Here is a 21,772-nt window from a genome sequence, read left to right as displayed (position 1 = left end):
AAACCATTAAAAACAAATGCAACAATGAAGAAGAAGCACCTTCAACTGATTCTTTCCGGACTGTTCATCAGCGGAAGCCTTTTCCTTGCTTCCTGCGGCGGCGGCCACGATGAAAGCGAAGGAGACGGAACAACCACCGAAGAACATGCGGGTACCGGCGAAGAAGCCGATCACCATGACCATGGAAATGCCGACTACGATGACGCAGCCGGCGTGTATGTTTGTCCGATGAAATGCGAAGGAAATAAAACCTACGCGGAAGCCGGCAAATGCCCGGCCTGTGGCATGGACCTGGTTCTCAGCAAAGATCAGGCAAAGGAATCGGAAGAGACCAACATGTAAAAGGACAATTGATCCACATATAAAGAAAACCGCCTTGTGCGGTTTTTTTTATGTTCAACCCAAAACCTTTTCACCCCATATTCGTATAAGCAAAAACCCGGGCAGGGTTGATTCGCTTTCTACTTTACTTACTTACGATTAGCTTTTCGGACGCAGTAAATTTCACCGGAGGAGTTTTTTTTGCAATTCCTTTGATTACTGAAGTCCCAAAGGATTTGCTCGCTTTCTTCCTTAGGATTCAAGCTTTAATGGGACAACCACTGATGGAGAAAATCAAACTACTGATCGTGTGTATCGGACTTTGGATCCCTACCCAGGGCATGACAGTACCTTCTGACAGCACCGAGTTGGATAAGGCCCTGGCGATTGCATTGCAGACAGATGCCAGCATCAACAAATTCGATATCATACAGAAGGTTATTTTCAAAACACCGATTGAAGAAGAAACCCAACAATTCGCAAAGCTGGGGACATCCCTGATTGATGCGGTTTATAACGAAAACAAGATCATCAAGCTGACGGTGCAAAGTGAAGGTGAAAGTGAAATCCTCGTCTCTGAATACTATTTCCGTGAAGGCCAATTGTACCTGGTGGTAAAAGAACTAAGTATCTACGACAAGCCCTTTGATCAAGGTGGGCGGATGCACCAGCAAAAGAAATTTCAGTACTATCTGCAGAACGGGAAACTCCAAACCTGCGTTTACAACAACGCCTTGAATGTAGACTACAGCCAATCCGAATCCAACAACAAAGGAGACCGGCTCATTCAAGAATCCATGGCTTACACCGAGTTGGCTTCCAAATAACTCAGCGGGCGGCCTGGTACCTGGCGATCCACTGATCATCACAGAGGTCATGAAGAAGGCGGTACATATCTTCGCCTTTGATCACATCAAACCAGTTTTTGATTCCGTACTTTCTCAGGATGGCCATCTGCCCAGGAGAAGGCATTTGCATCCCGTTCTCCATCTTCTTTCCCCAACCCGGTTCTCGGTCATCGCCATTTTCCGTAAAGAACGGGTTGTCTTCGTATCGAAGTTTCCATAGTTGTGTGATCAGCGGACACTGGTAATCTTTTTTGTTCATGGCCGAATCCAGATACACCAGTTTGCAATACTTTACTTCGTACACCTCGAACCAGTCCACATGCTCCGGATTGGCAGGTGAATCTTCCAGTCCCATGATCTGCAGGATAAAACTTTCACGGGTGATCGGTCTCGAACTCTTGAACTCACTCCCGTGATACTTCAGAAGGAAGTAAGAAACCATCTGGGTACCCATCGACTGGGGTTTGAGTGAAAATCCGAGATAGTAGGTATACGGGTCTTTATTTACCTGGGCAAATCCGGCGGTACCCAACAAAAAAAACACACCGATGCATATGGAGGTGAAGCGTCGCATGGCAAAAGATTGGTCGTTACAATAATGATACAATTTTTTTGCCAGAATGCGGTATCATTCCTCTTAAACGGTAATTCTTCCTTCCAGGTAAGTGACGGCACGCCCTGAGATAAGCACGCGATCACCCTGAAGTACACAAGACAACGCCCCTCCCCTGGCCGACAGTTGGAGTGCCTGCAACGAATTTCTGCCTAGGCGTTGTGCCCAGTAAGGGATCAGTGTACAATGCGCCGAACCCGTCACAGGATCTTCATCAATACCTGCCGCCGGTGCAAAAAAGCGAGATACGAAATCCACCTTATCTCCGGGGGCGGTGATGATAATGCCCAGGGAATCGACCGATTGCAACAAACGAAAATCCGGGCAGATCGAACGCACATCACTTTCCGACGGGTACACCACCAGGTAATCCCTTGATTTCAATATGGCCATAGGTGCTAATCCCAATGCATCTGTCAAGGCCTGTGGGGGAACATCAACAGCCTCCGGCGGACGTGATGGGAAGTCCAGGCTCAGTTGCTCACCCTCACGGATTACTTTCAGGATTCCGCTGGCCGAAGAGAAACACAATTCGCTGCCACTGTGGGACAGATGCCGAAACAACACATGGGCTGCAGCCAGGGTGGCATGCCCGCAAAGGTCCACCTCTCGGGCCGGAGTGAACCAGCGGATTCGAAAACTTTCTCCCTCCTTCACGAAAAAAACCGTTTCCGCCAGGTTGTTCTCCATGGCAATGGCCTGCATCGTTGCATCCGGAAGCCATGTTTGGAGTGGCACAACGGCGGCAGGATTGCCCCCGAACACATGGCTTGTAAAAGCATCTACCTGATATATGGAAAGGGTATTCATAGAGAAAGCAAATTGGTGGGCTTCAAAGATAACAGCTACCGGCCAACAAAAAAGCCTTCCGCCGAATGACGGAAGGCTTTGTGTTATCCTTATTTAAGATATCAGAAATTGTAACGGGCACCTATACCGAACTGTCCCCAGGGGAAGAAAGGCGTATCATAGACTTCCATCAACAACAGTGCATCCATGAACACACCGATGGGCACATCGGGGAAATTGTATTCCAATCCAATCACCCAATCCACACCGGCTTCCCAGAATTTTCTTCTTACCGTATACACACCGGTATTATCGGAATAAGTATAATCAACCGGAAACATGCGCACCTGCGCACCCAGACCGTAATACCAACGAAGCGGATCTGCAAAACTAATGGTACGATGGCGAAGGTAATGCAACTGGACAGCCAGCGGGTAATGCAAACTCGAATACTTGTATACATATGTATCCTCGTTATACGCTTTGTAATGGTAAAACCAGTCTTCGTAACTGGGATGGCCAAAGCGCAGGAGGCGCCCGACACTCAATTCCATGGCATTGTCGCCAAAGTTGGACTTAAATGAAATACCGCTCAAATCCCCCAACCTGAACCCAACACCTATTTTGGGCTGAGCATAGCTGCTAAAGCCGATCAGGGAGCATACGGCAAGCAAATACAGGGCCTTCTTCATATATGTTCTTTTTTTTCAAAGATATGGGGTTTTCAAATATCCTCAAATACCTGAAGGCGCCTCATCCTGCTGCTTCTCCTCCTTATTCTTTGAAGGTGAAACGGCGGATTTGGGCACCAGTTGGTGGATGGCAAGACCCAATACAAATACGGTGGATGCCAGTCCGATCAGTGACCATTTGACCTGGTTCACCACCATCACAAATGGATCCACCTCCTGTTTACCGTCGGGCACAAAAATCAGGGCTATGATTAGGGGAACCAGCAACATCAGCGTATTGCTGTAAGCCACCCAAAACCTTGCCTGGCGGTCTTTCTCGCCATTCAGGTCCAGGATCAGGTTGCGAATGAAGCCACGAAGGAGGATCACCACCAGGGTGCTCAACATCAACACAACACTCAGACCGAACAGGAATACAAGCAGATGTTTAGGAATTGCCATACAAGCTTGGATTGATAAGCGAATATAGCCTTTTCGCGGGTGCTTTAAAAGTAGCAAACCGACCGGAAACAAAATCATTCGTACATTTCGAGATGGCCGTGCGGTACATTTCCGTTATTTCCCTGATGTTTGCCTGCTCCGGCTGTACGATAAACAAATACCCGGCGGCAGGCTTGGAGCACGAAAACCACGTGGCTGAAATCACCCTGGAAAAAGAGGGCTGTCCTTCCGGCTGTCCGGAATACACGATGACATTGACACGACCGAAACGGGTTATACTCACGGGGCGCGCCAACATGGAGCACATCGGCAACTTTCATTTCAACCTGAACCGGTCCCTGCAGGATTCTATCTGGCGGGTGATTGATCAGGCGAATTTCATGGAGATGAAGGATCAATATCACATCGATACCGAAGACACCCAGATGCGCATCCTTCATATCAAATGGGACGGCACCAATGAAGAAAAACGCATCCTGTTCAAAGCCCTGATACCACATGACCTGACCGCCGTTGAGAAAATGCTGGACCGGCTGGCGGCATCGGGCGAATGGAAAAGGGACTGAGTCCGCGTTGGAAATAAGATCCTTCCTTCCTGTATTCGCTGTACTCTCCCTGTTTGCAGTAACAAAACCGTTCCCTATGAAGCACGTCGTCTGTGTAGTGATGATGCTGGCTTGTATGTTGCCCACCCAGGCACAGGAATTCCTGCCCGCACCCCAAACCCAACCTGAACTTCCACCTGTAGGAAGGTATCAGGCCGCCTTTCAGAAATGGGCGGAAGGCAAAGATCTTTCCCAAACCAAAGGCTGGAAATGGTACCGCCGCTGGCTGGATTACCAGGAACGCAATGCCAATCCCGATGGTACCTTCGGCGACGAAAACATCGGTCTGATGGAAGCCGCAAGGATCAGCGAATGGAAGGCCGCGTTGACTGCCTCCCGCAAAAACCTGGGCATTCCCAACTGGATGCCCGTAGGCCCCGAACAATTTCCCGGCAACGGCATGGGAAGAATCAACTGTGTGACCTTCCACCCTACCGACCCCAATACCCTATGGATAGGCGTAGCCCAAGGCGGCGTGTGGAAAACCACAAACAACGGCCAAAGCCGGACGCCCCTCACCGACGACCTCCCGATCATGCGGATCAGTGACATCGCCGTGGATCCGAACAACGACCAGACCCTGTACCTTTCCGTGGGTGATTATGAATACCTCGGGGTGGCCCTCAACACCGACGACCGCAGGCGCCATACCCATTACGGCATCGGCGTGTACAAAACCACCGACGGGGGACAAACATGGCAACCGACCGGACTTACCACCCAGGTCACCCAACTCGACCTGTCACTTACCCGTCGCGTTTTCGTAAGCAGTGACAGCTCGGACGTGGTGGTGGCCGCAGGCACCTACGGTGTGATGCGCTCAAACGACGGTGGCACCACCTGGACCAAGCAACTGAATGAATGGATGTGGGACATCGAACAAGACCCTGTTCAACCGAATACGCTCTTCGCCTGTTCAGGATATGTGAGCAAACTCAATACCGGTAAAACCGGCGTTTACAAGAGTACAGACTTCGGACTTACCTGGACATTGCTGAACACCGGCATCACAGCAACCGGCGGCGCCGAACGCATGGAGATCGCAGTGTCACCCGCCGATCACAACCGGGTCTATGCCAGCGCCTGCGATGCCAGCGGTGCCTTATATGGGTTCTACCGTTCCGATAACGGCGGCACAACCTGGAGCAAACTTTCCGGCACACCCAACCTGTTCACATGGGGAAGCAGCGGCAGCGGCGGACAAGGCTGGTACGACCAGGTACTGATGGCTGACCCTACAAATAAAGACAAAGTGTATTGCGGAGGCGTGTACGTATGGGGCTCTTCCGACGGCGGCTCGTCATGGGATGCCGTAGGCGCCAGTTTTCATGTGGATGAACACCAGCTGAAGAACAACCCCGTATCCGGAAAAACATACCTCTGCGGCGACGGCGGCATTTCCTGGACCGACAACCTGAAGATCGGCACCTGGAGTCCGCAGAGCTTCCCCACCCAATGGAACAACATCAGCTCAGGCTTCATCATCACTTCATTTTACCGGTTGGGCTTGAGCAAAAACAATCCGGGCTACATCATCGGCGGCGCCCAGGACAACTCTACCTATTATTTCAATACGAACAGCTGGGTAAACATTTTTGGTGGCGACGGCATGGAAGCCATGATCCACCCCGACAACCCGGGCACCATCTACGGATCATCACAGAATGGCAGCATCCGGAGGTCTTACAACGGCGGACAAACCAGCAGCGGCATCACCGGCTCGGTCAGCGAAACCGGTGAATGGACCACACCTTACCTGATGGATGCAAACGACCCCAAAATCCTGTACGCCGCTTTTGGCAACGTATGGAAATCCGCCAACGAAGGAACCAACTGGAGCAAGATCTCCAGCTTTCCGTCGGCCCCCGGGTTCAGCGGCCCCACACCTGCATCCGCACTGGGCGTGTGCAACAACGACCCCAAGTACATGTACGTGGCCAACCGTGTGTATTTCAGCAGCGGCGCCATGGGCAAAGTGCGCATGACAAGCAATGGAGGTTCAAGTTGGACCGACGTGACCGCAGGCTTGCCCGACTCACTGTACTGCACCTACATGGAAGCGGACGACAGCGTAGGCACAACGGCGTGGGCAACCTTCGGTGGTTATGTAGCCGGCATGAAAGTATACAAGACCACCGACGGAGGACAAAACTGGAATAACATTTCCATGAACCTCCCCAACCTACCGGCCAACTGCGTGGAAGAAGATGAAGCCTCCCTGTACCACGACATCTACGTGGGAATGGACGTGGGTGTATTTCACCTGAACGACACCATGACGCAATGGGAGCTTTTCAGCGACGGACTGCCCAATGTCATCATCAGCGAACTGGAGATCCACCAGGGCGAAAGAAAACTGTATGCAGCCACCTTCGGACGCGGCTTCTGGAAAACCGACCTGCCGCCCCTCATTGACCCGACCGGGCAACCGGATGCCGGGGTTTTTGAACAGATGACAGCCCACATCCTTCCCACCATCAATAAAGGTTCCTTTCAACTGGAGGTATTATGTGGAGAGAGCCATGACCTGCAGGTGATGATTGTAGACATCAGCGGAAAAACCATTCACCAAGACGCATTGAAATTGAAAAAGGGCCGCAGTCTGCATGCCTTCGACCTATCCCTTGCACCGGGCATGTACTTCCTCACCCTTACTTCAGGGCATCAGAACCGGGCCATCCGGTTTGTGGTGGAGTGAAACACGGACGAAACACGGACGTGGACATCCGCGTCAGCCGGGAACATAGACGTAGACATCTGCGTCAGCTGGAACATAGACGTGGACATCTGCATCAGCTGGAACACAGACGTGGACATCTGCGTCAGCTGGAACACAGACGTGGACATCTGGGTCAGCTGGAACACAGACGTGGACATCTGCGTCAGCTGGTATCGGGAGTCGCAAGTTTCCTGCCTTCGCCAAAGCTACGAGCGGGCAAGCAAGTTGGTATCCGGTAAATGTGAACAATGCACCACCTCTTATCTAACATCTATCGTCAAATATTCTGCAGTCCTGCCATATTGCTCCGGCAGCAGCCCGATGCCACTAACCATTTACGCGACCGAAGGAAGCCAATGACCGCGAAGCGCATTTACGGCGCAGCCTCCTTACGCAACCGAAGGGCGTCTGTGTGAGTTCTGAGGGAAAAAGAAAAAGAGCCCTGGCTGCTGCCAACGCTCTTTTTCTTTTTGTGCCCGGGACTGGACTCGAACCAGCACAGCCGAACGGCCACTACCCCCTCAAAGTAGCGTGTCTACCAATTTCACCACCCGGGCAATATGTATTGACACAGGCAATCACCTGTTTCGTTGAGGGCATGCAAAGATAAAAGAAAATTCAAGAGAATACAGGGAGTTATTGATCCATCATGGATTGGATGATTTCCTCCACTTTCATACCTTCCGCTTCCGCTTTGTAATTCCGCACCACCCGGTGGCGCAAAACGGAAACAGCCACGGCATTCACATCTTCCATATCCGGAGAGAACTTGCCGTTCAAGGCTGCATTGCATTTGGCAGCCACGATCAGGAATTGGGATGCACGCGGACCCGCTCCCCATGAAAGAAAAGAATTGGCGGATGCGTGCGCACCCGCTGTATTGGGTCTTGTTCTTGAAACCAGTTTTACAGCATACTCAACCACGTGGTCGGTCACCGGAATGCTTCTGACCAGTTCCTGTATGGCGAGTATTTCCTCTCCGGACAGGACCTTGTTTACGCTTGCTTCCTGACCGGAAGTGGTGGATTTCACAATCTCCACTTCCTCACCGGGCGTGGGATAATCAAGCCATAGGCTGAACATGAACCGGTCCAGCTGGGCTTCCGGCAAAGGATAGGTACCTTCCTGCTCAATCGGGTTTTGGGTGGCCAACACAAAGAACGGCTGATCCAGTTCGTAACGGTGACCGGCCGCCGTTACCGCCCTTTCCTGCATGGCTTCCAACAGGGCCGCCTGCGTTTTGGGAGGAGTTCGGTTGATTTCATCGGCAAGGATGATGTTTGCAAACAGGGGGCCTTTCACAAACTTAAATTGCCTGTTTTCGTCAAGAATTTCCGTACCGATGATATCCGAAGGCATCAGGTCCGGTGTAAACTGTATGCGTTTGTATGTGAGACCGAGTGACTGTGCGATGGTATTCACCAGAAGGGTCTTGGCAAGACCGGGAACCCCCACCAACAGGCAGTGTCCCTTACTAAAGATGGAGATCAGTACCTGATGGACGATTTCTTTCTGTCCGATGATCACCTTTCCGATTTCCCGGTCAAGGGCATCATATCGTTTGCGTAGTTCCTGTACTGCTTCTACACTGCTGCTTTGCTGAGATGTTTGCATGTGCCGACGGCTAAATTAGTGCAGATCTCAATTGACCCAGTTGTTCATGAATGAACAATTCTTGAAATCATCTGCAATGTGAATATACATATTGTCTCGTTTCTTCTCGATCCAATCCGATACTGCTTTGGCCTGTTTGTCCATCGTTGCCATATCCATCACCTTTTTGTAATCATCTTTCAGATTGAGCTGATGTGGTGATGTACGTGTTTTCAGAAGGATGATGCGATACCCCTCTTTTCCATCCGGTTTCTGAAACTGGATCGGGTTGGATATGTTATCCACCGACATGGGGTTAACGGTGAACGACAACATGGGATCAAGCTGATCCATTTCAAACTTGGTGGTTCCTGTGGCCGGGTTTACGATGTTTCCGTCAAAGTACCGGGTATCCTCATCATCCGAGAATTTTTCCACCGCTTCAGCGAATGTGTATTTACCATTCATCACCAGGGTACGCACGCTATCAAGAAACTGCTGTGACTTCAGCTTTTCTTCTTCAGTCAATTTGGGGCGGATCAGGATATGCCTCACGTTGACCTGCTGCCCTCTGCGTTCGATCAGCTGGATCAGGTGGTAACCGAACTGCGATTCCACCACCTGAGAACAACGCATGTTCTTCAGGCTATCCAGATCGTGTTGTGTTTGATTGAGTCTTTGCTCCAGATTTTCCCCGCCCATTTTCTGTAGTTGGGTAAGCACGGCCTGTGTGCTATCCACTTTTTGGTCTACCGTTTCGATGGGTGTCAGCCGAAACGCCACTGTTTCGAATTCAGGCACCAGATCACCCCGGCTGACAAACCCGATCTCGCCACCTTGTTTATAGGATGGATCTTCGGAATAGATCCTGGCCAGTGCAGCAAAAGAGGTAGACCCTGAGATCACCCGTTGCCGGTATTCTTCCAGTTTAGCCAGCACCTTGTCTTTCTCCTCCTGGCTGACCTCCGGCATTTTCACAACCTGGGCCATTTCCACTTCGGAGTTGATATACGGCAAGCTGTCTTTGGGGATGTTGTTAAAGAACTGCTTCACTTCGGACGGACTCACTTTAACATCTTTGGTGATCTTCCCTTGCATGGTTTGCACCAGCAACTGGTCTTGCACCATGTCCCTGAACTCCGCTTTGATTTCAATGATGCTTTTTCCATAGTATTCCTCCAGCGCTTCTTCGCTACCGATCTGCTTAATGAAATACTCGATTCGTCGGTCCAGTTCTGATTCCACCTGGTTATCGCTCACGGTTACACTGTCCAGCTCTGCCTGGTTCTTCAGGAGCTTCTGGAACAATTGATCTTCGAGGATTCGGCAGCGGGTATCGGCGTCCGGCGTCATGCCCTGGGCCATCATCTGCAGGTACTGATTTTCCAGATCGGATTGAAGCACTACATCGTTGCCCACTGTGGCAATGACCCTGTTTACGGGTACCCCACTGGGTTCGTCATTTTGGGCAGCAGCCCGCGAAAGTGGCAGCAAAAGAACAACCAGCAGTCCGATACGAACTCGGAATAAATAAGAATTGTACTTGGTTGATTGGGTCATGGTATCAGAATATCTCAATTTGATTTTTTCGAACCGCCTCCTGGTAAAGGTTCTCTTCCAGATCTTCCAGCAACTTTACTTTACGCTGATTGATCAGAATTTCGCGGATCCGTTCTTTTTCAAACGAGAACGGCGAAATACTCTCTTTTGATTTAAAGCTCCGGATATGAACAAAATACTTCCTTAGTGAGTCTTGTTCTTCAAAATACCCCATGTTGGAAATATGCTCAGGAAGGATCGGGATGGCTTTGCGGAGGCTTTCCACCATCACCCAGGATGAGTCGTTGAGGTAATAGCTGGACGCATAACTGAAACAGTGGTTGCGATATGCTTCCATATCCTGCGGGTCTGAAGATTTATACCACTTATCCAGTTTATCCAAACCGGGTGTTTTCATATCGAAGACCGCATAGGATACCTGAACAATGTCATCTTGAAGCTCAAACTTTTCCTTGTTGGCTTCATAATAGGTTTCCATGTCCTTCTGAGAGACGACGGTATCCAGTTTCTGACGCACCAGTTCACGCTTGTAAATATACTGGAGTAAATCCTGGCGGTAGTTTTCAATCAGGTTATCAATGTCGTACTCGCCCGGGTTGAGGTTCAGTTCTGCTTTTGCAAGAACCAGTTTTTGCCGGATCCAGTTCTCTATATAACTCCTGACCATGTTGGTGCTGTCATCGGGGGCTGTGTTGGCGGGAATAATATCTTTCAGATCATCCTCGTACAGATATTTATCGTTGACCCGCGCAATCACCTTTCCGTGATCACTTTTCGGCTCATCCCCCGTGCTACAGGCGGAAAGCCATACGCTTCCTGCCAGTACAATACCCAGCACAACATGCTTATACATCCGATTTTTCGGCATGTGTTACTGCACCGACTTCAGCACTTCCCTGTGTACAGTCACCGGGTACTTTGCCTTCAATTCCTCAATCCATTGCTTTTCCAGGTAATCCTGGTAAGCTGCAGTTACCAGTCCTTTCGCTTCCTTCAGCGATTTGGGCTGGGGAGGATCGATACCCAGCACACGAACGATGTAGACCTTCCCTCCTTTTTCAATGTTGCCGGACAAACCAGCAGACCATGCCACACGGTCCATATACCCGTTCTCATCTTTTTGGAACTTTCCTTTTTCCTTCAGCAGAACACTATTGGCGATTGTTGCATTGGCCTTCTCTACCGCTGCGGAAGAAGCGATTCCCTTCTTCTCACCTTTCAGCAATATCTTGCGGAGGTTTTCCGCACCCGCCTTATCGGAACATTCATACACCTCGATATCGGCTCGTTCACCCCACATATAGTCGTTCTTATGTTCCTGGTAGAAGGCTTCCAGTCCTGACGTATCCTTCACCGCACGGGACCATACCTTTTTATCCATCATTTCGAACAGCAGGATTCCGTCGTGGTACTCATTCACCAGGTCCCTGAACTCCGGGTACTTTTGCTCAAGGCGTGCATCTTCATATGCCAGACAACTGAACTCAACGAAATCATGGTAAAGCACATTGATGAAGTCGGCAGGTTGCATGTTCTTCGGCCCCATCCGTTGGTTTTGCTCAATGAAATCCGCAAAATCCGATTGTGTGTATTCCTGCTTACCCAGGGTAAACATGACTTCACTCAGTCCGTTTGCACGGTCGCGATTCCACTTCTTTTCATAGATCGATTGGTCGGCGAGTTTCCTGAATGGAGCGATGGTTTTGGTATTTTCCTTGAATCCGTATTCTTGTTGGATCTGCGCTACCCTTGAATGCGTGCTGATTTTCGACCGTTCGTCCCTTGATATTTTTTCTTTCAATTCGGGCAGCATGGTTTCGAAATCACTTACCCCCTTGCGATCGAGTAGCTTTATCACATGCCAGCCATAATTGGTACGGAAGGGTGCGCTGTAGTCACCGATCTCCGCAAGTTTAGCAGTCGCATCTTCAAATTCTGACACCATGCGTCCTGTGCGGAACCATGGAAGGTTGCCGCCACGCTCGGCTGAATTCCGGTCACTGGAATATTCACGCGCAAGGTCAGCGAAATCTGCTCCATCCTTCAATTTCGCGTACGCCTCATCAATCTTCATTTTAGCACCGTCTTCAACAGCTTTGGGAGCGCCTTTTGGGACACTGATCAGGATATGGGCTACCTTCACCTGACCCAGGGCCGGTCTTTTTTCGCGTACGAGGATCACATGGTAGCCGAAGCGGGTGCGAACCGGCTTCGTAACCTCTCCAACATTTGCATTGTAAGCGGCGGTTTCAAAATTGTATACCAGAGAAAGCGCAGTGAATGTCATATCTTCCCTGATAATGGGTCCATTGGGATCAGCTGCTACGGAAGATGCCACCTGATCAAATGTTTCTTTTCCGCCGCTGATACGTTGGTACAACTGCATCGCTTTCTTGTAAGCTGCCAGTGTATCTTCCGGCTTTGGGTAGCGATCGAGTTTGACCAACATATGCGACACCACCAAATCATACTGGGAGCGATCGAAAGCTTCCTTGATCAAATGATCGGTCACCTCGTTATCGGTCAGATACGGTTTGGCAAGCTGTTCTCGATACCCTTTGAGTTCGGTAACAAATGACTGGCTGGTATCCAAACCCTCAGCCATGGCCTCATTCACCTTCAGTTTAAAGTTGATGAAAAGCCCGAGGTAATCATCTACCGACGTTTCATTGGCACTGCCCTTGGGGTTGTTCTTGCGGTAGATTCTTTCGAACTCTGATTTCCGGATTTCTGATTTACCAACGGTAAGCAAAACCGGGTCCGCCTCCTGTGCCTGGATGGCTGCAAAGCCAGCAAACAGAAGGGGAATAAGTAACATTTTTTTCATAACCATGCACGTATTTTGGGAAATTACAAATGCAATAACGGATGGCAAAAGTAAATATTTGCCTAGTGGGATTCAAACGTTTCCATTGGTTATCAACGGCTGTAGTTCGGCGCTTCCCGGGTAATGATGATATCATGCGGGTGGCTTTCCTGCACACCAGCAGATGTAATCCTTATGAAGCGGGCCTCCTGCAGCTCATCAATGCTTCGCGCACCGCAGTATCCCATACCTGCCCTCAGGCCACCGATGTATTGGTAAACCACCTCTGTCAATGTTCCTTTATAAGGAACCCTTCCCACAATACCTTCCGGCACAAGTTTCTTGATATCGTCTTCCACGTCTTGGAAATAACGGTCTTTTGAACCTTGCTGCATGGCTTCAATGGATCCCATGCCGCGATAGGTCTTAAACCGCCTTCCTTCATAAATAATGGTTTCACCGGGTGACTCTTCTACACCTGCAAAAATGGATCCTGCCATAATAGAATCAGCGCCGGCAGCCAAAGCTTTCACGATGTCTCCGGTAAAACGGATGCCTCCGTCGGCAATCACGGGGACACCGCTTCCTTTCAGGGCTTGAGCCACTTCATACACAGCGGTCAACTGAGGCACACCCACACCGGCAATGATGCGCGTGGTGCAAATAGAGCCGGGCCCCACCCCTACTTTCACCGCGTTGACACCTGCCTTCACCAAAGCCTTCGCTGCTTCACCGGTGGCGATATTTCCGGCAATGACCTGGAGATCGGGGAATTGCTTCCTGATCAGCTTCACCATCTCTATCACACCTTTTGAATGACCGTGAGCAGTATCAATGGCGATGGCATCCACACCTGCTTTGCGCAGGGCGTCTACCCGATCAACCGTATCCTTTGTAACCCCAACTGCAGCGGCCACACGAAGTCGCCCCAGCTTATCCTTACATGCATTGGGTCTGGCTTTGAATTTAATGATGTCTTTATAGGTAATGAGCCCGACCAGCCGGAAAGACTTGTCAACCACCGGCAGCTTCTCAATCTTGTGCGCCTGAAGGATGTCTTCTGCTTTCTCGAGATCGGTCACTTCTTCTGTGGAAATAATACCATCGCGGGTCATCACTTCATCAATCCTGCGATCCAGGTTCTTTTCGAATCGCAGATCACGGTTGGTAACAATGCCCACCAGCGTGCGGTTCTCATTGACAACCGGAATACCTCCGATCTTATTTTCCTTCATGATCTGAAGTGCATCCCGCACCAATGCATCCTCGTGCAAGGTTACCGGGTCGTAAATCATTCCACTTTCGGATCGTTTGACTTTACGTACCTCACCTGCCTGTTGCTCGATCGTCATGTTTTTGTGCAGCACACCAATTCCACCTTCCTGGGCAAGAGCAATGGCCATGGCTGATTCGGTGACGGTATCCATCGCTGACGAAACAATGGGTACATTGATTCTGATCTCGCTGGTAAAACGCGTGGAGATATCCACGTCTCTCGGGAGCACTTCTGAATAGGCAGGGATTAGCAATACGTCGTCGTACGTCAATCCTTCATTCGCAAATTTATTATCGGGGGATGCCATAATGATTATGTTATGGCATGCAAAAGTAACAATTTCTCATTCAGCAGATGCAGCATAAGCATGAAGTTTTGCGACGAATCCCCATCATTCGCCAAAAACATAAAGCCCCGTGAAAACACGGGGCTTCATTAGCGCCAGAATCGGATGCAGACCTGAGACTCTACCACCGGACACCACCCGGTTGATTCATTGGCATATTTTATATCTGGAATGACCAGATATCCGGAAAAGGCCTTGCATGATCCTGTTTGGCCTTCTCATTCCTAACCTTTTTTTGTCTTTGAATTTCCTGGCGGTTCACATATCGAACACGTTCTCCCTCCAAGGATTTAACGGTTCCGGGTAATCCTACTTCCCGCATAATGCGCGTAGCATCCTGAAAATCCCGGTCTGGAACCATCAGTACTTTCTGCCTCTTCCCACTTTCCTTCAAGCGACGCACGGCATTTTCCATCAGCACCCTGCTTCCGCTTGTTACCACTTCCACTTCGCGGTCAGATCTTTTGTATGAATGTATTCCGTTGGTTATTTTTCGATCTTTTACCACCTTGATATTTATATATAGTATTGATTTTATGATCTATACATAAATTTTTTTATCGGTGTCTATTTGCACACAGTTACACCTAACTAAAAAATTATAACATCAATTTTTTCAATTCAAACCTAAATAGTATTACTCACGGAAGCAAACTAATTTGATTCTTTTTTTACATCTCGATCCAGATCATTATATTTGTATAATTCTATTTAACAATAAGTTACAAGATCTTAATTTACAGTTCGATGAACCCTCAATCCGACCTCGTTCAACTGGTAAAATCCTTGAGCCGGGCTGAAATCGTGTACTTGCGTAAACGAATGCAAGAACACGCCCGGGGAAAATCTGCACTCCACATCCAACTGTTCAACAGCATACTAAAAGACATTAACCCGGACCAAGCATCTTCAAAAAACCGGAAAGCCCATTCATCACGAACCCGCAATTACCTCTACAATACCATCATCGGCTTGCTGAGCAAATTTTATTCTGCACGCAGCATTGACGGCCAACTCCATAGCCTTTCCCAAGAAATTGATTTTCTTTATGAGCGCTCACTCATTCAACAGGCCAGCAAAAGAATAGATCGCGCCCGTAAATTGGCCTATCGCTACGAAAAGTTCACCATGCTTCTTTCGTTGTTTTCAACGGAGAGAAAAATAATGGCCAACCTTCCGAACTCGCCATTGTTAAATACCATAGAAAAACAGGAAATCTCCACCAATAAGCAACTGCAGGAACTGCAACATTTGCAAAACCTGACCCTGAAAATTTACACCCTCCACAGAAGCATCAAAAGCAAAGCAGACCCCGGGTTAACGCTAACGCTCCGGAATTTAATGACGCACGAACTACCTACAAACGACCATCAACTACAAAGCTTTCTTGCCATCAGGCAATATCATCACGGAGCCAGCTTGGGACATCTGGCATTGCAGGAATACCCTACCGCCTACGCACACAGGAAAAAGGAACTGGAATTGTTCGAAGCGCATCCGCACATGATTGAGGAATATCTCAAGTTCTACCAGACCGGATTAAACAACATGCTGGAATTATGCCGCCTGATGAACAATGAAAAAACATACGAAAAGGTGGTCAGCACCCTGGAGGAAACACATCACAAATACACCATCAACCAAACACCATTTCAAAGAGACTACGGACTCACATCACTATACGTAAACCAACTCGGCTGGTACAACAGCAAACACAATTTCAAAGCCGGCACCCACCTCATTGAAACGCTCGAAACCGACGCCATCGAACGGCTGCCTTACACATACCAGGAAAAGAAACTTTACACCTACTTCAACTGCATGTTGTGCTACTTCGGAAGCCAACAATATGCATTGGCTCTCAAATGGGCAAACAAACTATTGAACCAGCACCCGGACGATCACCTGGACAAGGCAACATGCAGTACCATCCGACTGCTGAACATATTGATACATTTTGAACTGAAGCATTACGACATGCTGGAATACCTCACCAGGTCCTACGAATACTACCTGAAGAAAAAGAAAACACTGAAATCCGAATTGGAATTGATGCGTTTCATGAACAGCCTGGACACTATAAACAGCCGCGGCCAGAATTCGATGCGGAACCTCCATGAACAACTCTTGAAACTCACATCCATTGAGTCGGAGAAAGCCTTCATTGAAGGATCATTGATACTAATTTGGCTGGGCACCAAACAGAACAGCCTACAAAACACATAACAAACCTGCTTGAAGCAGGCAAAAAAAATCCACCCAGGTTAGTCCGTCTCCAGTCGCAGATATCAGTTCAAGGTGGTATTGCTGTTTTCTGAGCATTCGCAGTCGGACCATACGGAGCAGTAAAATCTGAACGTTGCCAGGACAAATTTCTAATTTACTCCGGCGATGCCGCCGACAACCGGGTGGCCGTAAAGAAGTAGGTTGTCAGACATCCGCAGGTTCTGTTCCATGCAGATGTACCGTTTCTAACCGAACCCCGAAAACAGTTCGCCTCATCGGATTAACCCAAGGTGGATGGGTAATTATCAGGCATCCGCAAAACAGCAGATACCCTTATGTCAAAGAATGTGATTCAATACTGGTGCCTGAAAGGCAATGTTTAATCGGAATAAAATCAGCCACTATACACATCAAAAATACCGCCCTGCCAAAGGGCTCCCAAACAATATTTTCTATAAATTTACATCTTCACAGTAATAAAAATTAATCTAATAAACTATTTAACTGATAGTTACCTAAATATAAATTCTATTCTCACCTAATCAGACCCCCTTATCTGCGTGTCGAACCTGAACCGCCATGCCTAAAAAACCCTCCTCCGACCTGTTTGACCTGATCGGCTCACTGAGCCGCAATGAGAAAATCTACTTCCGCCGCTTCGCCAAACGACACGCCGATCATTCCGACAACAATTACATCAGGCTTTTCGACCAGGTAGACAAGCTTTCAACCTACGACGAAAAAAAAATGATCCGCGGAGGCTTCCCTGCCAATCAACTGCCACGAACAAAAAATTACCTGAATAAGATCATCCTGGACGCACTCCAACAATACCACGCTTCCAATAAAGTTGAAACCATTCTGAAGAATCAATTGGACCAGATCCAGATTCTTTACGAAAAGGGCCTTTTCCTGCAAACCCGGAAATTGGTCAGGAAAACCAAAAAGCTGGCCATGGCTTATGATGAATTCCCCGTGCTGCTGGAAGCCCTCAAATGGGAAATCAGGCTGTACGGGAATGACCTGAACATCAAACGCATCGAACGCATCAATACAGAACAAAAGAAGATCATCGATAAGTTCAATGAATTCCTGGAGATGGAAACATTGTCAAACATCATGTTCGGCATCTACCGCAGCGAAGGATATACAAGAAAAAAATCAGTCATCAACAAAGCAAAAGAGATCATCCGCCATCCGAAACTTCAAGGCCGGGAACAAGACCTCACCTCCTTCCTCGGCAAGTATCACTACAACATGATCTTCGGGCTTTTCCACTACATCACCGGTAACTTTCATGAATCACTCAAATACAGGGTCAGGAAAGTGGCCATCTTCGATGAACAACCCAAGTACATTGCAGAATACTTCCAACGCTACTGGCAATCCATTTTCGAAGCCTGTAACATCATTTCACTGTTGTACCGTGAAGATGATTTCAACAGAATGAAGGACAAAGCCAGTCGCATTATTTCCTCTCAGGGGAAGTCAATCACCCGGGAAAACAAAATGCTGATTGAATATTTTCTATTCACCCATGAACTCCAATTTGAGAATCATGCCGGGCGATTCGACACGGCTGTTCAAATCATCCGCTCAAAATCACACCTTGCCAACAAAGTTGCGCACATGCTTGCCAAAGGAGACCGCATCAATTTTCTCAATCAAATGGCCCGGGCATATTTCGGTATTGGAGATTACGGATTGTCCTTAAAATGGACCAATGACATCCTGAGTCATTCCGATCATGATATCCCTGCCCATACCCGCAACATGGCCATCATGCTCAAAATACTGAACCTGTTCGAACTGGGGCATATGGACACGCTCGAATCTACACTCCGATCCTCCCTTGATTACTTCACCAAACAAAAAAGCACTTATAAAGTTGAATACGCCCTGATTCGCCTTTTCCAAAGCCTGCTTACCGCCCCTCCCGGGAAAGAACAAACCCGACTTTTGCAACAAGCCCGAGACCAATTGATCCAACTGCGCTTGGAACCCAACCAGTTCATGTTCTTCCACGACCTTGATATCACTGCATGGATCGACGCCAAAATCACACAACAACCCTTTGCCAAACTGGCCCTGGAAAAAGCTTCTTCACTTCAAAAAAGAGCATGAACCACCGGGGAACATGTCCGTCAAAAAAGGCATGATGTTCACCGAACGTTCAGAACTATTGATCGATTTCGACCGCCTGGTTTACGTGTTTTTCTATATTTGTGAAACCCACCCTGATATGTGACAGTATCAACAGACAGTTTGTATTACTATGGCAAGAAAAACCGGAAAGGCACAAAACGCGGATGAAGCTTCTCTTTCATTTGAGGAATTCCGCAAAATGGTGCTTGAAGATTACCGCATAGCAAATGAAAGCCGTCAGGCAAGTATACTGGGTCGACGGGAAGTGCTTACAGGCAAAGCCAAATTTGGCATCTTCGGCGATGGAAAGGAAGTGGCTCAACTGGCCATGGCCAAACAATTCCGGGAAGGCGACTTCCGCTCGGGATACTATCGTGACCAAACCTTCATGATGGCAGCCGGCCTGCTCAACATGGAAGAATACTTCGCGCAGCTTTACGCCCATACCGATGTACACGCCGAACCTTCCTCCGCCGGTCGGTCCATGAACGGACACTACGCCACACGCACCGTTAATGACGACGGAAGCTGGAAGCAATTATCCCAGTTAAAAAACTCCTCCGCAGACATTTCGCCCACAGCAGCTCAAATGCCCCGCCTGCTCGGACTGGCACAGGCATCCAAACTGTTCCGGGACAACAAATCCCTGCACGCATACACACAATTTTCAGAGAAAGGAAACGAAGTGGCCTTCGGAACCATCGGTGATGCAAGTACATCCGAAGGGCTTTTCTTCGAAACAATCAATGCCGCCGGCGTACTACAGGTACCGATGGCCATTTCCATATGGGACGACGGTTACGGCATTTCCGTTCCCAAGAAATTCCAAACCACCAAGGAGAGCATTTCAGAGATACTGAAAGGACTCCAACGTGATGAAAGCGCACCCGGCTACGAGATCTTCCGGACCAAAGGTTGGGACTATCCCGGCCTTTGTGAAACCTACGAAAAGGCCATTGCCATCTGCCGCAATGAACATGTTCCCGTAATGATCCATGTGGAAGAAGTGACCCAACCCCAGGGACACTCGACCTCCGGCTCCCACGAACGATACAAATCAAAAGAAAGGTTATCCTGGGCGGAAGAGCACGACTGTATCAAAAAGATGCGCGAATGGATCCTGCAATCAGCCATTGCATCCGATGAAGAACTTACAGCCATTGAAAAGAATGCCATCAAATTGGTACGGGATGCAAAGAACCGTGCCTGGGAAGCCTTTCAACGACCGATACGCAAAGAACGGGAAGCGTTCGTGACATTGATCAATACAGTAGCGTCTCAAAGTCCGCAAGCCGCTTTCATCCACAAATTGCGGGATGAAATCCTGGGACATCACGAACTTGAAAGACGCACCCTTGTCAGCGCCGCCAGGAAAATCCTCCGGATGTTACGCCTGGATGACATACCGGCAAAAGAACGCCTGCAAAGCTGGTTGCGTGACACGAACCTCGCCAACCTCGATCGTTATCAATCACACCTTTACAGCCAAAGCGACCATTCATCCCTGCTCGTGGATGAGGTTAAACCGGAATACAACGATGACCAGTTGGTCGACGGACGTGAAGTACTCAGAGATAATTTCGACGCCATCTTCAGTCAGAACCCGCTGGTGGTAGCATTCGGTGAAGATGTCGGATACCTTGGCGGCGTGAACCAGGCTTTCGAAGGCCTGCAACTGAAACACGGCGAGAACCGCATCATGGATACCGGCATCCGTGAAGCAACCATCATCGGTCAGGGCATCGGCATGTCCATGAGAGGCCTCCGCCCCATTGCCGAAATACAATACCTGGATTACCTGCTGTACGCCTTGCAGATCATCAGTGACGACCTCGCTACGGTTCGCTGGCGCACCAAGGGCGGACAAATGGCTCCGCTGATCATCCGCACCCGCGGACACCGACTGGAAGGCATCTGGCATGCCGGCTCACCCATGGCCACCATCATTCATTCGTTCCGGGGCGTGAATGTACTCGTGCCGCGTGACATGACCCGCGCAGCAGGATTCTACAACACCATGCTGCTATCCGACGACCCGGCCCTGATCATTGAGCCGTTGAACGGGTACAGACTCAAAGAAAAACTTCCATCCAACCTGGGACAGTTTACCGTACCGGTCGGGGTGCCTGAAGTCCTCTCGGAAGGAACGGATGTCACCATCGTTACCTACGGTTCACTTTGCCGCCTGGCCCTGGAGGCCGTGAAACAACTGCAGGAAGTAGGCATTTCCTGTGAACTCATTGATGTGCAGTCGCTGTTGCCCTTTGATGTAAATCACACCATCGTGGAATCGCTCAAAAAAACCAACCGCATCTTGTTCCTCGATGAAGATGTACCCGGAGGCGGAACGGCCTATATGATGCAACAGGTGCTGGAAGAACAAGGCGGATACCGCCACCTGGATGCAGCCCCGGTAACCCTCAGCGCCAAAGAACATCGACCGGCTTACGGTTCGGACGGGGACTATTTCTCCAAACCGAACGTGGAAGACATCTTTGAAGCCGTGTACCGGATCATGAACGAATCGGATCCCACCCAGTTCCCGGCCATCTGAAGAATCTACCTTTTTGAAAAGGCAAGGCTCTGCTTAAATTCAAACAAGACGTTTTATTAAAAAGGCCACGAAGTCACAAAAACACAAAAATCCCTTGGAAAAGATTTGTGAATGCTTGACAAACATCTTTGTGCCTTAGCGCCTTTGTGGCTGTTCAATCATATCATTTCCAACAAAAGAAACCATCCATCCAAGACAGTTAACTTCTATGTTGAACTGACCCCATACCCGGTTCCAG

16 protein-coding genes and 1 tRNA gene are annotated in these 21,772 nt (G+C 49.0%); 7 read left to right on the top strand and 10 right to left on the bottom strand.

Features of this window, described 5'->3' with window-relative positions:
• Positions 1–24: 24 nt before the first annotated feature.
• The gene (locus H6585_05100) at positions 25–342 is read left to right on the top strand and encodes a hypothetical protein (protein MCB9447705.1); all 318 of its coding nucleotides are present in this window, start codon (positions 25–27) and stop codon (positions 340–342) included.
• A 248-nt stretch (positions 343–590) separates the two neighbouring features.
• A complete protein-coding gene (locus H6585_05095; protein ID MCB9447704.1) occupies positions 591–1,148 on the top strand; it encodes a hypothetical protein in 558 nt (185 codons plus the stop codon).
• Position 1,149: 1 nt separating this feature from the next.
• Here H6585_05095 and H6585_05090 read toward each other — a convergent pair whose 3' ends face one another.
• From H6585_05090 to H6585_05075, 4 genes are all read right to left on the bottom strand, one after another.
• Entirely contained in the window at positions 1,150–1,743 is a 594-nt protein-coding gene (locus H6585_05090) for a hypothetical protein (GenBank protein MCB9447703.1), read from the bottom strand.
• A 63-nt stretch (positions 1,744–1,806) separates the two neighbouring features.
• Positions 1,807–2,592, bottom strand: coding sequence for a PhzF family phenazine biosynthesis protein (locus H6585_05085; protein ID MCB9447702.1), 786 nt, complete (start codon positions 2,590–2,592; stop codon positions 1,807–1,809).
• 101 nt (positions 2,593–2,693) lie between these two features.
• Complete coding sequence (locus H6585_05080; GenBank protein MCB9447701.1) at positions 2,694–3,263, bottom strand: hypothetical protein; 570 nt, start codon at positions 3,261–3,263, stop codon at positions 2,694–2,696.
• 42 nt (positions 3,264–3,305) lie between these two features.
• On the bottom strand, positions 3,306–3,704 hold the full coding sequence (locus tag H6585_05075) for a hypothetical protein (GenBank protein MCB9447700.1): 399 nt from the start codon (positions 3,702–3,704) through the stop codon (positions 3,306–3,308).
• Positions 3,705–3,796: 92 nt separating this feature from the next.
• Between H6585_05075 and H6585_05070 the strand changes: the two genes are divergently transcribed.
• Positions 3,797–4,270 (top strand): hypothetical protein, encoded by a 474-nt coding sequence (locus H6585_05070; GenBank protein MCB9447699.1) that lies wholly within the window; start codon positions 3,797–3,799, stop codon positions 4,268–4,270.
• 76 nt (positions 4,271–4,346) lie between these two features.
• Positions 4,347–7,007: a T9SS type A sorting domain-containing protein gene (locus H6585_05065; protein MCB9447698.1), complete on the top strand. Its 2,661-nt coding sequence runs from the start codon at positions 4,347–4,349 to the stop codon at positions 7,005–7,007.
• 494 nt (positions 7,008–7,501) lie between these two features.
• Here the strand turns inward: H6585_05065 and H6585_05060 are convergent.
• The 6 genes from H6585_05060 to guaB form a co-directional block, all read right to left on the bottom strand.
• Positions 7,502–7,585: transfer RNA gene (locus tag H6585_05060), tRNA-Leu, on the bottom strand.
• A 79-nt stretch (positions 7,586–7,664) separates the two neighbouring features.
• Positions 7,665–8,642 (bottom strand): MoxR family ATPase, encoded by a 978-nt coding sequence (locus tag H6585_05055; GenBank protein ID MCB9447697.1) that lies wholly within the window; start codon positions 8,640–8,642, stop codon positions 7,665–7,667.
• A 27-nt stretch (positions 8,643–8,669) separates the two neighbouring features.
• Positions 8,670–10,181 (bottom strand): peptidylprolyl isomerase, encoded by a 1,512-nt coding sequence (locus H6585_05050; GenBank protein ID MCB9447696.1) that lies wholly within the window; start codon positions 10,179–10,181, stop codon positions 8,670–8,672.
• A gap of 4 nt (positions 10,182–10,185) precedes the next feature.
• Positions 10,186–11,034 carry a hypothetical protein gene (locus H6585_05045; GenBank protein MCB9447695.1) on the bottom strand — a complete coding sequence of 283 codons (849 nt, stop codon included), beginning with the start codon at positions 11,032–11,034 and terminating at the stop codon, positions 10,186–10,188.
• An 18-nt stretch (positions 11,035–11,052) separates the two neighbouring features.
• The gene (locus H6585_05040) at positions 11,053–13,008 is read right to left on the bottom strand and encodes a peptidylprolyl isomerase (GenBank protein ID MCB9447694.1); all 1,956 of its coding nucleotides are present in this window, start codon (positions 13,006–13,008) and stop codon (positions 11,053–11,055) included.
• Positions 13,009–13,100: 92 nt separating this feature from the next.
• On the bottom strand, positions 13,101–14,570 hold the full coding sequence (guaB, locus tag H6585_05035; GenBank protein MCB9447693.1) for an IMP dehydrogenase: 1,470 nt from the start codon (positions 14,568–14,570) through the stop codon (positions 13,101–13,103).
• Positions 14,571–15,431: 861 nt separating this feature from the next.
• Here guaB and H6585_05030 point away from each other — a divergent pair.
• From H6585_05030 to H6585_05020, 3 genes are all read left to right on the top strand, one after another.
• Positions 15,432–16,835 (top strand): hypothetical protein, encoded by a 1,404-nt coding sequence (locus H6585_05030; protein ID MCB9447692.1) that lies wholly within the window; start codon positions 15,432–15,434, stop codon positions 16,833–16,835.
• A 579-nt stretch (positions 16,836–17,414) separates the two neighbouring features.
• Complete coding sequence (locus tag H6585_05025; GenBank protein ID MCB9447691.1) at positions 17,415–18,959, top strand: hypothetical protein; 1,545 nt, start codon at positions 17,415–17,417, stop codon at positions 18,957–18,959.
• A 151-nt stretch (positions 18,960–19,110) separates the two neighbouring features.
• Entirely contained in the window at positions 19,111–21,534 is a 2,424-nt protein-coding gene (locus tag H6585_05020; protein MCB9447690.1) for a transketolase, read from the top strand.
• Positions 21,535–21,772 lie beyond the last annotated feature (238 nt).

It is taken from the genome of Flavobacteriales bacterium (genome assembly GCA_020635855.1).
Taxonomy (GTDB): Bacteria; Bacteroidota; Bacteroidia; order JACJYZ01; family JACJYZ01; genus JACJYZ01.
This window is presented reverse-complemented; position numbering and strand designations above follow the sequence as displayed.

Excerpts from the sequence above, each read along its gene's own strand:
- H6585_05095 (MCB9447704.1), top strand. The coding sequence starts at position 591 with ATGGGACAACCACTGATGGAGAAAATCAAACTACTGATCGTGTGTATC.
- H6585_05055 (MCB9447697.1), bottom strand. The coding sequence starts at position 8,642 with ATGCAAACATCTCAGCAAAGCAGCAGTGTAGAAGCAGTACAGGAACTA.
- H6585_05025 (MCB9447691.1), top strand. The coding sequence starts at position 17,415 with ATGCCTAAAAAACCCTCCTCCGACCTGTTTGACCTGATCGGCTCACTG.
- H6585_05040 (MCB9447694.1), bottom strand. The coding sequence starts at position 13,008 with ATGAAAAAAATGTTACTTATTCCCCTTCTGTTTGCTGGCTTTGCAGCC.
- H6585_05050 (MCB9447696.1), bottom strand. The coding sequence starts at position 10,181 with ATGACCCAATCAACCAAGTACAATTCTTATTTATTCCGAGTTCGTATC.
- H6585_05070 (MCB9447699.1), top strand. The coding sequence starts at position 3,797 with ATGGCCGTGCGGTACATTTCCGTTATTTCCCTGATGTTTGCCTGCTCC.
- H6585_05075 (MCB9447700.1), bottom strand. The coding sequence starts at position 3,704 with ATGGCAATTCCTAAACATCTGCTTGTATTCCTGTTCGGTCTGAGTGTT.
- H6585_05080 (MCB9447701.1), bottom strand. The coding sequence starts at position 3,263 with ATGAAGAAGGCCCTGTATTTGCTTGCCGTATGCTCCCTGATCGGCTTT.
- H6585_05065 (MCB9447698.1), top strand. The coding sequence starts at position 4,347 with ATGAAGCACGTCGTCTGTGTAGTGATGATGCTGGCTTGTATGTTGCCC.
- H6585_05090 (MCB9447703.1), bottom strand. The coding sequence starts at position 1,743 with ATGCGACGCTTCACCTCCATATGCATCGGTGTGTTTTTTTTGTTGGGT.
- H6585_05085 (MCB9447702.1), bottom strand. The coding sequence starts at position 2,592 with ATGAATACCCTTTCCATATATCAGGTAGATGCTTTTACAAGCCATGTG.
- H6585_05100 (MCB9447705.1), top strand. The coding sequence starts at position 25 with ATGAAGAAGAAGCACCTTCAACTGATTCTTTCCGGACTGTTCATCAGC.
- H6585_05045 (MCB9447695.1), bottom strand. The coding sequence starts at position 11,034 with ATGTATAAGCATGTTGTGCTGGGTATTGTACTGGCAGGAAGCGTATGG.
- H6585_05020 (MCB9447690.1), top strand. The coding sequence starts at position 19,111 with ATGGCAAGAAAAACCGGAAAGGCACAAAACGCGGATGAAGCTTCTCTT.
- H6585_05030 (MCB9447692.1), top strand. The coding sequence starts at position 15,432 with ATGCAAGAACACGCCCGGGGAAAATCTGCACTCCACATCCAACTGTTC.
- guaB (MCB9447693.1), bottom strand. The coding sequence starts at position 14,570 with ATGGCATCCCCCGATAATAAATTTGCGAATGAAGGATTGACGTACGAC.